13 protein-coding genes are annotated in these 11,981 nt (G+C 43.8%); 4 read left to right on the top strand and 9 right to left on the bottom strand.

All coding sequences use genetic code 11. The annotated features are described in order from the left end of the window. Positions 1–63 precede the first annotated feature (63 nt). From AC27G9_RS02665 to AC27G9_RS02640, 6 genes are all read right to left on the bottom strand, one after another. On the bottom strand, positions 64–1,398 hold the full coding sequence (locus AC27G9_RS02665) for a glycoside hydrolase family 2 TIM barrel-domain containing protein (protein WP_487070743.1): 1,335 nt from the start codon (positions 1,396–1,398) through the stop codon (positions 64–66). Between the two features lie 13 nt (positions 1,399–1,411). Next, the gene (locus AC27G9_RS02660; RefSeq protein WP_487070741.1) at positions 1,412–2,410 is read right to left on the bottom strand and encodes an SMP-30/gluconolactonase/LRE family protein; all 999 of its coding nucleotides are present in this window, start codon (positions 2,408–2,410) and stop codon (positions 1,412–1,414) included. Between the two features lie 13 nt (positions 2,411–2,423). Next, positions 2,424–3,452 carry a glycoside hydrolase family 26 protein gene (locus tag AC27G9_RS02655; protein WP_487070739.1) on the bottom strand — a complete coding sequence of 343 codons (1,029 nt, stop codon included), beginning with the start codon at positions 3,450–3,452 and terminating at the stop codon, positions 2,424–2,426. A 270-nt stretch (positions 3,453–3,722) separates the two neighbouring features. Continuing rightward, positions 3,723–3,968, bottom strand: coding sequence for a hypothetical protein (locus tag AC27G9_RS02650; protein ID WP_487070737.1), 246 nt, complete (start codon positions 3,966–3,968; stop codon positions 3,723–3,725). A gap of 87 nt (positions 3,969–4,055) precedes the next feature. Next, complete coding sequence (locus AC27G9_RS02645; protein WP_487070735.1) at positions 4,056–4,433, bottom strand: iron chaperone; 378 nt, start codon at positions 4,431–4,433, stop codon at positions 4,056–4,058. Between the two features lie 40 nt (positions 4,434–4,473). After that, the gene (locus tag AC27G9_RS02640) at positions 4,474–5,325 is read right to left on the bottom strand and encodes a LysR family transcriptional regulator (protein WP_487070733.1); all 852 of its coding nucleotides are present in this window, start codon (positions 5,323–5,325) and stop codon (positions 4,474–4,476) included. A 135-nt stretch (positions 5,326–5,460) separates the two neighbouring features. On the opposite strand from AC27G9_RS02640, the gene AC27G9_RS02635 reads away from it, so the two are divergent. The 3 genes from AC27G9_RS02635 (at position 5,461) to AC27G9_RS02625 (ending at position 8,257) form a co-directional block, all read left to right on the top strand. Next, positions 5,461–6,171 carry a CoA transferase subunit A gene (locus AC27G9_RS02635; protein ID WP_487070731.1) on the top strand — a complete coding sequence of 237 codons (711 nt, stop codon included), beginning with the start codon at positions 5,461–5,463 and terminating at the stop codon, positions 6,169–6,171. Next, the gene (locus AC27G9_RS02630; protein WP_487070729.1) at positions 6,171–6,827 is read left to right on the top strand and encodes a CoA transferase subunit B; all 657 of its coding nucleotides are present in this window, start codon (positions 6,171–6,173) and stop codon (positions 6,825–6,827) included. Before AC27G9_RS02635 ends, AC27G9_RS02630 begins: the two co-directional genes overlap by 1 nt. Positions 6,828–6,922: 95 nt before the next feature. Further along, positions 6,923–8,257, top strand: a complete 1,335-nt coding sequence (locus AC27G9_RS02625; protein ID WP_487070727.1) for a DEAD/DEAH box helicase — start codon at positions 6,923–6,925, stop codon at positions 8,255–8,257. A gap of 86 nt (positions 8,258–8,343) precedes the next feature. On the opposite strand, the gene AC27G9_RS02620 is transcribed toward AC27G9_RS02625, so the two are convergent. The 3 genes from AC27G9_RS02620 to AC27G9_RS02610 form a co-directional block, all read right to left on the bottom strand. Beyond that, entirely contained in the window at positions 8,344–8,586 is a 243-nt protein-coding gene (locus tag AC27G9_RS02620; RefSeq protein ID WP_487070725.1) for an EF-hand domain-containing protein, read from the bottom strand. Between the two features lie 59 nt (positions 8,587–8,645). Then, positions 8,646–9,644 carry an oxygen-dependent tRNA uridine(34) hydroxylase TrhO gene (gene trhO / locus AC27G9_RS02615; protein WP_487070723.1) on the bottom strand — a complete coding sequence of 333 codons (999 nt, stop codon included), beginning with the start codon at positions 9,642–9,644 and terminating at the stop codon, positions 8,646–8,648. Positions 9,645–9,722: 78 nt separating this feature from the next. Then, positions 9,723–10,211: a VC2046/SO_2500 family protein gene (locus AC27G9_RS02610; RefSeq protein ID WP_487070721.1), complete on the bottom strand. Its 489-nt coding sequence runs from the start codon at positions 10,209–10,211 to the stop codon at positions 9,723–9,725. Between the two features lie 129 nt (positions 10,212–10,340). Between AC27G9_RS02610 and AC27G9_RS02605 the strand changes: the two genes are divergently transcribed. Further along, positions 10,341–11,981 (top strand): response regulator, encoded by a 1,641-nt coding sequence (locus tag AC27G9_RS02605; RefSeq protein ID WP_487070719.1) that lies wholly within the window; start codon positions 10,341–10,343, stop codon positions 11,979–11,981.

Below are 11,981 nucleotides of genomic sequence, written 5' to 3'. Positions count from 1 at the left end.
CTTTGTCTATTCTGAACAGAGAACTCAAAAAACGAAAAACATCAATTTGCGATAGTGCCGATACTATTCCACGTAAAACGGAAAATTGGCATTTCCGACTTTTCCATTATTATCAAAGCAGTAAAAAAACAACCGGTATTCACCTTTAGCATCTGGCGCAATCATTTCGGCAGAAACTGAACTACCTGCACTGCTGATTTTGCGCCTTTGCTTTTGAATTGTCACTGCCAACTCTTCAGGTTCTAATTCAAACGCCCCGCCTTGGCTTCTTTCTTTTACTTCCTTTAAAACCGCCCAGCGAAATGACACCTCATCGTTGTTTGGATCAACAAACTCAACTCTGATGTTTACACGTTGATTCGGTGTTACACGCAAACTGGATTCCGGAGAGACGCCATCTAGTGTGATTCGACTTACACTTGGCGCTCGATTAACGGGATAGTTTCCCTGCCAAAACCTCGCCATTTCATCCAATCGAGCATTGGCATTGCCATCTTTGTTGTATATGCCATACCAAGTGGGCGTGCGTTCTTGTTTTTGCCCCCAGTAAAAAACAAAGTGCCCAATATTCTTGTTAGTCGGATTAGTCAAAAACGTTGAATCTAACCGTTGTGCTAAGCGATTCGCCTTCACCCCACTCGGCTCTTCAATCTCTCGCCCCCATTCAGTCGTGGGTACTTCCCAATGGCCCGTAGGACCAAATTCCGTCACCATAAAAGGTTTATCTATATCAAGTTTAACGATGGCGTCGTTTACGTCATTAAGCTCTCCATAAACTTGTACAGAAATAAAATCGATATTAGGAGTGCGCGCTAACGCCGTTTTGATATGGGATTCGTTTACACCCGCAAAGCTATAGGTAACCGGATGATTGCCGTCGTTTTCATGGATAAAGGCCGTTATCTTCGATATCGCGTCATACACCTTAGGGTTAACATCGATAAGTTGACCATTTTCATCAAACAACAAATTAGGTTCATTCGCCACGATCCAGCCCAACAAATTGGGGTGGTCCTTAAAGGCGAGTATCTGGCTTTTTACCGATTCAAATTGAGCTTCGACGGCGATCTCATCATTATAATCAAACCCATGTAACTCTTTTTTTAAGTCTATACCCATCAGTACCATTAAATCGTATTTTTGGGCCAGCGTTAGGTGTGTTTTGGCATTTTGTGTAGACCACGTACGAAATGTATTTCCTCCCGCTAATTTCAAATCCCGTATTTTGTTCTCATCAATCGTATTCAGGCCTGCGCCTTTTACTTGATATTCTTCTCCATCTTTGGTCAACACATAAGTGTTGTTAGTTTGCGAAACAGCAATATGGCTTACAGGATTAGGCTGGGCACACCCTAACAGGCAGAACAAGGCAAACAACGAGTAAAAGTAGTGCTTCATAGTGACTTCTAATTCAACGTTCAGAGTAACGGAGTCTGAGCCTCAGTAATCGATGAGGCTGAGTAATGTAAATATAGTGGTAGCGTGAATCGAATGCCAAATTACAAGTAAAACCGATAGGGAACGTCGCCATCAGTTCCCCTGTACCAGAGAGTATCGCCATCCCACCTGGCAACGTCACAAACAACAGTCCGCTGCTATGTTCTTTCAAACCGTCAGCGGAACCCTCGTCTCCAATTCGATTTGCATAGGCGTCGAAAAACAAGCGTTTCTCTTTAACGCCCCCTTCTCTGTTCAACTCATAACGCCAAATTCGATGAACTGAAGGCTCAGAATCGGAAACCAATAAAAAACGGTTGTCCTTAGTAAGTAAAATACCATTTGGTTTGCGTAAACTGTCATCGATGACAGTCAGTGTTTTTTTGTCATTTAACGCGAAAATACCGGAAAAAGGCAATTCTATTAGAGGGCTTTTGTCAAAGCCCTCAAGGCCGTAAGGCGGGTCGGTAAAGTAGATTGTTCCTTCACTGTCCATGACCAGATCATTTGGGCTATTCAAACGACGTCCGAGATATGTACTTGCAATAACCTGAAAAACAGGTGTGGGACTATCCAAATCGCTGACCATTTTCGCAAGTGTTCGCCCACCCTGCTGTGCAAGCACGAGGGAACCGTCCCTATTAATAAGCAAACCGTTCGCACCACCCCATTTGGGTTTACCAAGTGCTAAACTGTTACCCGAAGGCGATAGGTACTCTGTTAGTCCCTTATTTTCATTCCATTTTAAAATGGTGTTTCGCTCAATATCTGAGAACAACAATGCGTTGAGTTCATCGGACCAAACTGGGCCTTCTGCCCAACCGATATCTTCGGCTAAAACCTCAAACGGCTGGTCTGGGTCAACAATACTCAGTACAGAAGGATGAAAAACAGTAGGCACAACCGCTAAGTTGTCAGCAAGAGTAAAAGCACTGAATAAACTGCTATAGATGAGAAATGTCAGTGTTTTCACAGTGCAGTCTAACCTATTCGAAGTTTATACTTTGAGTGTTGTGAATGAACTGAGCCGTAGCCATTTTCTCAAGCCATTTCAGTTTTAGCGGCGTGTTTATTTGAATGCGACTATCTCCCCACCCTTTCCCATGCCACATTGGATCCGAGTTCCAGTTTGCATTGATGTAGGAGATCGCTCTAATGACGTCTTGGTTCGCGTCAACATGGTCAAATAGCAACTGAAACCAGTCATTCCAAATTAAATCGCCATCGACTTGGTTTAGCCAAAAACCTCTGGGGGTGATTTCGGCAATGAAGACCGGCAGTCCTTTTTCTCGCGCTAAATCAAAAACTACTGGAGCGCGAGTTTCGTTGTGCCAATAGGAATAGCCAAGCCAATCAACATAGTCATCCCCGGGCCAATATGTTTCCCAGACGCTTTTGTCAACGTAATATCGCGAAGCGCCCATCACAGTGGCAAAGTTTGTTAGGTTCTGGCTTTTTAGCTGGTCGACAATACGTCGCCATGCAAGTTTGAATAATTCAGGGTCGTAATGATTCCAACTACCGTCGAACTCGTAGCCAATTCGCAGATAAAAAATGTGGTCGTCAAATTCTTTTAAAAAGTCCGCGAGTTCTCGAATTAAATGGTCATAATTGCCACTTGCGACTTCACCCTCGTCATCCAACTCCATAGATATCGATAAATGAACCAATGTTTCTTTGTAAGCGGGCGTTTCTAATAAACAGCGTAAACACTTAGGGCCCGCTCCCCAACGGGTAGTAGAATTCAGACCGTCAACCGCACCTACATCAAATTGATAACCAAACTGGTTGGTTTTACCCTCAGAAAAGTAAACGTAGTGCGAGATCCCCGCGGGAATACCCATGTGATCGGAATAGCCATCTCGCCACAAGCCATTGGCACCGATTGAGCGGTTATCTTGGCCAATGAAGACAAGAATTTTGTCATCTTTGGGCGCAAAGGGAGATTTTGCGAAGGTGGAACATGGCGTCATCAAACAATACACGATGAGACAAAAATTCAATAAGGTTTTCATCAACTAACCCTAGCTTCCAATAAGACTGAATAAAGTCTAACAAAGTACTAGGTCGAAACCGCGATGATAGGAAATTACCTCATTGTAAAAACAAAAAACGTAAACTTGCGCTCACTCGCCATGATTAAACACGACCAAACAGTTAGTTTTCTCAAAAGTGAATGTCGCGCACAAGCCATGTCCAATCATCGTCTATTTTTTAGATAATGAGTTGAATTCATCGCCTGCGCGAAGATAGATTTAGGGCAAGAAAATAAAGTGTGGTGTTTGTTAGTCGTTGTCGTCGGAATCAAAAATACCTTTAAACAGGGCATTGAGCATGCCTGCAATAGAATCCGCTGCCAAATCTTGTTTTAAGCTTCTGTCCTTGGTTTGTCTTGTCGTCTGGCGCTTTTCTCGACTTTCTGCATTGGCATTCGCTCCATCTAGAAAGTCGTCTACTCGTTTGTGGGAAAGCGAAGCGCAACCACTAGACAAACAGGCCACTAACGCCAATGTGACACACTTTAACTTCATATAACAATTCCTCTGTTCCTGCACGAAGCCGCGAGAGTTTACGGATATTTTAAAGTTGTGCAATAAGGCTTTGTTACTCTCCTGAAATTAGCACCCGATATCGTGCCCAGATTTCGCCAAAGACACCGCCTTTTTAATAAAGTCACCTATTAATGTCTGAGAGACCACTTTGGTTTTGGAAAAGCGAATACAACCTTTTCCTTTGTTCAGTCCTTCCAGCCATTGGTGTTCAGGATCGACCTTACTTGTATCACCACAGTACAAACTCACGTAACCTTTTTGAGCATTGAGGTGAAAAATATCGGTGTCACCAAGGGTAAAGCACAACATCTTATATTGAATAGATTCAACGATTTGAGTGTCACAGTCTAAAATTAACTGCCTTAATGTCAGCAAGGACTCCTTTCGCCAGTCATCGTCTAACATTGCCAAGTACGCTTGTGGCGTATCTACGTCATACTGCATAGGTGTTCTCCTATTCTCAGTCTATTAATGGGAAAGTAAACTACAGACATTGATCCCATAGTGCTTGTGCCGCAATAGACACGCTGCCACGTTGCCGTCTGATTATTCCAACACTTTTTACCAGCTGTTTATCATCTATGGGTAAACACAATAACCCTTTCCTCTCCATTTGCTGTTGGCACAGTGCAGGTACAACCGATATACCCAATCCTTGAGCGATAAGCTGCCCCAATGAACCAAGTTGGCTGGTTTCTGCGATGATTTTTAGTGGTCCTACTGCTTGTGCAATATCTTCTGTCCAGCGTCTAACCGCGGATTCTCTATTCATAGCAACGAATGGATAAGACAACAAGGTTTTCCAGTCTACACTTTCTGCCGAGGATAATGGATGGTTGGGTGGTACAACGCCTATAAACTGATCTTGCCCAATAGGACTAAATTCAAGACCATCCATGTTGTCGGGTTCAAAGGTAAAACCTAGCTCGGCTCTTCCCGAAAGCACGGCATCAATAACATCTTCCATCACCACATCCATGACGCGAATCCGAATATTGGGCCAACGTTTGTGATATTGCTTTAACGAAATTGGTAGACGAGACTCAGCAAAAGAAGGCATAGCAGCAATTCTCAAGGTTCCCTGATTCATCGCGAATAAGTTCTGCATATCTTGAATAGCCTCATCCCAGTCAGAGACTAAACGCTTTGCTGTAGGTAAAAAGGTTTGCCCTTCCGGCGTAAGCTCTACTCTACGCGTCGTTCGGCTAAACAATAGGCCGCCAATTTGTTGCTCCATTTTTTTTATAGCGCTAGACAGTGCGGGTTGAGTTACATGGAGTTTCTCTGCTGCCTCTGCAAACGTGGTGGACTCGGCAGCATGTATGAACGCGAGCATATTTTTATAGGAAACCATAAGCACCAATTAATAAATTAATTTTATCAATAGTAATATTAAATCAAATTTACAAAACATTAGCATCATACAATACTGGTTTTTACATTATCACCAGCGTAAATACAGGAGAACGTAATGTCTGGTTTTGACAAAGTTGTGACAAGTTACGCACAAGCAATGGCGGGTCTGGAAAATGACATGACCGTTATTGCAGGAGGTTTTGGCCTCTGTGGTATCCCGGAAGGGCTCATTAGTCAGATAAAAACCATGGGCACCAAGGGGCTGACAATCGTTTCTAACAACTGTGGCGTTGACGGATTCGGCTTGGGCATTCTACTTGAAGACAGACAAGTCGCGAAAATGGTGTCGTCTTACGTTGGTGAAAACGCATTGTTTGAGCAACAGTTATTGAACAATGAATTAGAGGTAGAACTCACTCCACAAGGTACGCTTGCTGAAAAAATGCGAGCAGGTGGTGCAGGTATACCCGGATTCTACACTGCTACAGGATACGGCACTCCCGTTGGAGAAGGCAAAGAAGTCAAAGAATTCAACGGTCGCCCGTACATTCTCGAAGAAGCCATCACGGGCGACTTCGCTATTGTAAAGGCATGGAAAGCAGACCGTTACGGTAATTGTGTTTATCGTCACACAGCGCAAAACTTTAACCCAATGGCTGCAACCGCTGGCAAGATTACCGTTGTAGAAGCAGAAGAAATCGTCGAGCCGGGCGAATTAGACCCGACGCAAATTCACACACCGGGCATATACGTAAATCGTGTAATTAAAGGCGAGTTTGAAAAACGTATAGAACGCCGTGTAACGTCGAATAAGGAGAGTGCATAATGGCTTTGACTAGAGAACAAATTGCCATGCGCGTGGCTCAAGAATTCAAAGATGGTGATTACGTCAATCTTGGTATCGGCATTCCTACGCTAGCCGCGAATTACGTCCCTGACGACATTGAAGTGATGCTGCAGTCTGAAAATGGTTTGCTCGGAATGGGCCCATACCCGACTGAAGAAGACGTTGACGCAGATATGATCAATGCAGGAAAAGAGACGGTAACAGCTATCACTGGTGCGTCAATTTTCAATTCTGCGGAAAGCTTTGCCATGATTCGCGGTGGTCATGTTGATTTTACAGTCCTTGGCGCCTTCGAAGTGGACGTAAACGGCAACATTGCCTCATGGATGATCCCAGGGAAACTGGTAAAAGGCATGGGTGGAGCAATGGATTTAGTCGCCGGTGCTAAAAATATCATTGTGACAATGACGCACGCAGACAAGCGTGGTAATTCAAAGTTACTTGAAGCTTGCACATTGCCACTAACGGGCGTCAACTGTATCACGCGAATCATCACAGATTTAGCCGTACTAGAAGTGAAAGACCAAGCCTTTCATTTACGTGAACGCGCGCCGGGAGTTTCCATTGAAGAAATTCAAGACAAAACCGCGGGTAAACTTATTGTTGAAGGCGACGTTCCCGAAATGACATTCTGATTTGATACTGAGGCCAGTAGCTTTTGCTGATGGCCTCTTTATCTCCCTTCGCGAATCAGGGATAATGGCACCAGTTTGCTATTAGAGTATATCCCTTGCTTATTACCGACTTACCAGTCCATCACAAAATTATCAGCCGTCTTTCGGAAAAAGGCTTTTCCACGCTAACCGAAATTCAAGAAAAGACAATCCTACCTGCCATTCAAGGCAAGGACATTGTTGCATCATCGAAAACCGGGTCAGGTAAAACACTGGCGTTTTTGATTCCTACTCTGAATCGTCTAATGACCACAAAGCCGCTTAGCCGACAAGATCCTCGTGTACTTATATTGGCCCCTACCCGAGAATTAGCGAAACAAGTTTTTCTTGAAGCAAAATGGTTGGCAACGAAACAAGGCGTGCAATGCCAGCTTATCGTCGGTGGTGAAAACTATAATGATCAGGTTAAAGCGCTCAAACGCTGCCCTCATATCATCGTAGGTACCGCAGGCCGAATTGCCGACCATTTAGAAGACAAATCTTTCTTTTTGAATGGCTTAGAGCTGCTTATTTTTGATGAAGCAGATCGTATGATGGATTTGGGCTTTGCCCCCCAATTGACGATGATTAATGGCTTTGCCGATCATCGAAAACGACAAACGATGTTGTTTTCAGCGACACTCGATAATATTGAATTGAAACACATGTCGAGAAAATTGTTGCAATCCCCCGTTAGAGTATCCGTAGGTTCGAGCACAGACGAACACGGAGATATCGAACAGTCACTCTATTTTGCGGATAATGTCAGTCACAAAGATGACATGTTAGTGTCATGTTTGGAACAGCAGTCCTTTAACCAAGCCATCGTATTTACTGCTACACGAGAGGATACCCAACGCCTCACCGCCCTATTAAATGCCAAGCATATGGATGCCATAGCGTTAAGTGGGGATTTGCCCCAAAACCAGCGGGCAAGCATTATGACGTCGTTTAGTCGTGGACAACATTCTGTATTGGTGACAACCGACGTAGCGTCGCGAGGCTTAGACCTCAATAAAGTAGGGTTGGTTGTCAATTTTGACCTGCCGAAACAATCTGATGAGTATATTCATAGAATAGGTCGGACTGGCAGAGCAGGCCAGCAAGGTACGGCACTATCCTTTGTTGGGCCTCGAGATTGGAAGAGTTTTGTCGCGATCAGTCGACACGTAAACTACGATTTGGCGTGTGCTCCCCATCCTTCTTTACCGGCTGAATTTAAGGGGTTCAAATCAAATTCCTCTAAGATAAAGAGCAAGGCAAATGCTCAGTCTGGAGGCAAAAAGAAAACCAATTCACCCAGTGGCGTCAAAAAACACACTAAACGCGTACATACGATGCAAGGAGAGGACGTGGGTTTTGTACCAGTTAAGCGGAAGCCTCGCCAGCTGTTAGCAGATGATGAAGAGTAGAAACACGTCTTAGCAAAATGCTTATGCTAATTGTCCTTGAACAACAAAAAAGCCGCTCTTAATAGCGGCTTTTTAATATGTAAGGACTAGTATTCCCACCAGCATTCTTGCCACCACGACAAGAACTCTTCGAAGTCGATAAAACCGTCGTCATTGCTGTCGATAAGCTTAAAACCTTCCTCGACATTTCCCGCCTTTGTTTTTGGCGATAACACGGTTAAGAGCTCAATAAACTCAGGTAGATCAATTTGACCATTTCCATCTTTGTCAAAGAATCCAAAGTCATCCCTAATTTGAGCAATTTTCTCGTCTGTTAGTTGGGCGCTCATATACGCTCCTCAATAAAAGCTTCCATAGACAAGAGTTTACGCCCAACAATGACTATTGTCTACGATTGCTGGTTGGACTTCGCAGCTAACGCGCGTTCACGCTGCTCTTCGGCTTTTTGCTTGCGACGATTAACCATGGCGTTGCGTGCTTCTGTGCCCACGTGTTCTTCATTTCGGGCTTGGGCCAGTTGGACTTGCTTTTCACGCTCTCTAAAACGCGCAATTTGTTGCTCGGAGTGTTTACCAAAACAATGAGGACAGCTCACACCAGCTTCGTATTTATCACTTTGTTTGTCTTCTTCAGTAATCGGAAGGCGACATGCATAACACTGATCGTAGACACTTTTCTCTAAATCGTGATTTACGGCAATGCGGTTATCAAACACAAAGCAATCACCTTCCCACATCGTGTCTTCTTTCGGCACATCTTCAAGATACTGTAAAATCCCACCTTCAAGGTGATACACCTCATCGAAACCTTGTTCTTTTAAATAGGCGGTAGACTTCTCACATCGAATGCCACCGGTGCAAAACATTGCAACCTTTTTGTGTTTTTCTGGATCTAGGTTGTCTTTTACGTACTGTGGAAACTCTCGGAAAGTTTCGGTGTTTGGGTTCACCGCGTTTTGGAATGTGCCTATTTCAATCTCATAGTCATTTCGCGTATCGATCAACAAAACTTCAGGGTCGCTAATCAATTCATTCCAATCTTTGGGCTTAACGTAAGTCCCTACTGTTTTTGTTGGATCTATACCTTGCACGCCCATAGTGACAATTTCTTTTTTCAATTTCACTTTAGTGCGATAGAAAGGCTTTTCTTCGTGAAGCGATTCTTTAAACGAAATGGGATTAATACGTGAATCTGAATTGAGATAGGCAAGCAGCGTATCTATGCCTTCTCGGCTACCGGAAACCGTGCCATTAATACCCTCTTCTGCGAGCAATAATGTGCCTTTTATTCCGTTATCTTCCATTACCTGATGTAATGGTTGACGCATCTCTTTGTAATTTTCAAGCGCAACAAACTTATACATTGCGCAAACAATATAGTGTGACATTAACTGTTACCTTTGCTAGTTGGAACGTAAAACCAGTGCAAAAATGCGGCGCGGACTATACCAGAACCGTGACAGACGTCAAAGCATTTGTGTCGCGACAGGTACTATGTCCGCCAGTTTGGTGTAATCCAGAGGAAGGGTATTGTCTAGGTCAGAGGTCTTTTTCAACCTTTGCTGGGTAGCGTAATCGCAATTCGATATGATGTCCTCACCGAGAATTTGACCTTCGGGTTTAAAACCGAGTGCATCTGGGTGCATTGCTTGATGTAAAGACAAATCTTTTAACAGGCCTTTATTCAGCAATGAAGCACTGTGGTAGTTTGCCGCTATCGTAGCCAAATCGGCGTTGAGTTTTGGGCGACGATATTGATTAAGGCGGTCTGGGAAATCAGGATCTGTTACCTCTTGTTGAGAGTCATCAGCGCCTTTGAGGTACTCATTTGCTGGCCGAAAGTGAAGCGCCAATAGCAGTGAAAAGAGCGCACCACTCTCGGTCGCTTGCGCCAGGTTACCGCTATACTCTAAATCTGCTTGCTGTATCGGCGTTATTGCCGAAGGTAGTGCCATGCTTCGAAACTCTCATTATTATTACTAGTTGTTTTCGGCTGACACTCTGAATTATTTAGTATTTTCTTGTTTTCGAAGACAAGATGAAAGAACATACCGATAGCGAATCAACAGTGTGGATTATGTTGTATGAAATATGCTGACAAACGGATTTTAATCGTTGAAGATCAGCGCCCGTTCTTAATGTTACTGCGCGGCCTTCTCAACTCAATGGGCGCAACGGATGTAGTGATTTGCGGTAATGCAGATCAAGCAGTAGCAAGTTGCAGGAAGCATAAATTTGATATCGTCATTGCTGACTTACACTTGGGCAATGAAAAGAAAAATGGTTTCGAACTGATAGAAGAGCTGCGAGTAAGAAAACTAGTTAAGCCTGCGACAATATTACTAATTATCAGTGCAGACAGTGCCAGACCAGTGGTACTTGGTTCGATTGAAAGACGGCCTGATGATTATATCGTTAAGCCATTCTCTCAAGCACAGTTAAAAAGTCGGCTGCAGCGTGCATGGGTCAAACGGCAATACATGTTACCCATTTACAGCGCCATACTCGAAGATAACTGGGACAATGCTATCACGCAGGCAAAGTTGCTAGCCTCTGAAAGTACTCCTTTGCAACGCCATGTGAACCAGTTACTGGTTGAACTCTATTGGCATATAGCGGATTACCCTAAAGCACTCGCATTAATCGAAAAGTACATCACAAAAAAAACGCCGCTCTGGGCACAAGTGGCCCGAGGTAAGACGCTTAACTATTTACAACGTTTCGAAGAAGCGCAAGCGGTCTCGGTGTCGATTCTCAGTTCAAACCGCTTTAGTGCAGAAGCCTATGACATATTGGCTGAGGCTCAAAATAATTTAGATAAAGGGGATGAGGCCATTGATGCAATAAAACAAGCCATCAAGATATCACCCTACTCGCTACAACGGCACTTGACGGCATGTAATATTGCTAAACAAAACAATGATTACCCACTCCTGACAGAAGCAAGCCTGTCAATATGGCAACTATCTAAACGCACAGTTCATCAAGATGTGTCTCATTGGTGTAATCATATGCGCAGCATCTTAGATGCCGCAGAACATGCCACGGATAAAAGCCAAAAGAATCGCTACCAGCAAGAAGCGATCTTGTTGGTTCAGCGAGGCAAGTACGACGACAGTCTTGTTAGGTATGCCGATAGATTTGATATTGCTATCTACGAGGAGTTGATTCACGCGCGTATTGCGGCATTAGACGGCAAGATGCTCGATGCCAAAAAACAACTCATGGTGTCTCAACAACATATAGAGAGAAAATTTGGAAAGATTCCATCGAGTTTTGCACCCGATAGCTTAAAACTGATGTATGACATTGGAGAGTGGGAAGAGGCCCAATCACTGGGTAAACAGTTAAATGACTCTGATGATGGCCTAGATACTTATACGCAACAACTCATACAACACGAAAGTGCACTTCTCGCCGAACGTCAAGCTAACTATACCAAGCATAACAAGGAAGGTATTGAGCTTTATCAGCAGGGTAAATTTGAGCAAGCAAAAGCGCAATTTAGCCTCGCGCTTGAATTTTCTCCCGTAAACAGTGGCGTTGCACTAAACTTAATTCAATGTATTTTAAAAATACTCGATAAAGGGAAGAAACCGGAACCTTTGTTGGTTAAAGAGTGCCGGCGAATATACAAGGTGGTAGATGGTATGCCACTGAGGCAAATACACCAAGACAAGCTCAAAAGCTTGCAAGAAGATATTGAACGATATTTGGGGAAATAA

It is taken from the genome of Alteromonas sp. 5NS40-0096 (assembly GCF_057544385.1).
Note: the sequence above shows the minus strand (reverse complement) of the source record. Positions and strands in the feature narration are given on the sequence as shown.

Bases quoted from the DNA above. Each gene is read 5' to 3' on its own strand.
- AC27G9_RS02605 (WP_487070719.1), top strand. From the start codon at position 10,341: ATGAAATATGCTGACAAACGGATTTTAATCGTTGAAGATCAGCGCCCG.
- AC27G9_RS02650 (WP_487070737.1), bottom strand. From the start codon at position 3,968: ATGAAGTTAAAGTGTGTCACATTGGCGTTAGTGGCCTGTTTGTCTAGT.
- trhO (WP_487070723.1), bottom strand. From the start codon at position 9,644: ATGTCACACTATATTGTTTGCGCAATGTATAAGTTTGTTGCGCTTGAA.
- AC27G9_RS02665 (WP_487070743.1), bottom strand. From the start codon at position 1,398: ATGAAGCACTACTTTTACTCGTTGTTTGCCTTGTTCTGCCTGTTAGGG.
- AC27G9_RS02635 (WP_487070731.1), top strand. From the start codon at position 5,461: ATGTCTGGTTTTGACAAAGTTGTGACAAGTTACGCACAAGCAATGGCG.
- AC27G9_RS02610 (WP_487070721.1), bottom strand. From the start codon at position 10,211: ATGGCACTACCTTCGGCAATAACGCCGATACAGCAAGCAGATTTAGAG.
- AC27G9_RS02630 (WP_487070729.1), top strand. From the start codon at position 6,171: ATGGCTTTGACTAGAGAACAAATTGCCATGCGCGTGGCTCAAGAATTC.
- AC27G9_RS02645 (WP_487070735.1), bottom strand. From the start codon at position 4,433: ATGCAGTATGACGTAGATACGCCACAAGCGTACTTGGCAATGTTAGAC.
- AC27G9_RS02640 (WP_487070733.1), bottom strand. From the start codon at position 5,325: ATGCTCGCGTTCATACATGCTGCCGAGTCCACCACGTTTGCAGAGGCA.
- AC27G9_RS02655 (WP_487070739.1), bottom strand. From the start codon at position 3,452: ATGAAAACCTTATTGAATTTTTGTCTCATCGTGTATTGTTTGATGACG.
- AC27G9_RS02620 (WP_487070725.1), bottom strand. From the start codon at position 8,586: ATGAGCGCCCAACTAACAGACGAGAAAATTGCTCAAATTAGGGATGAC.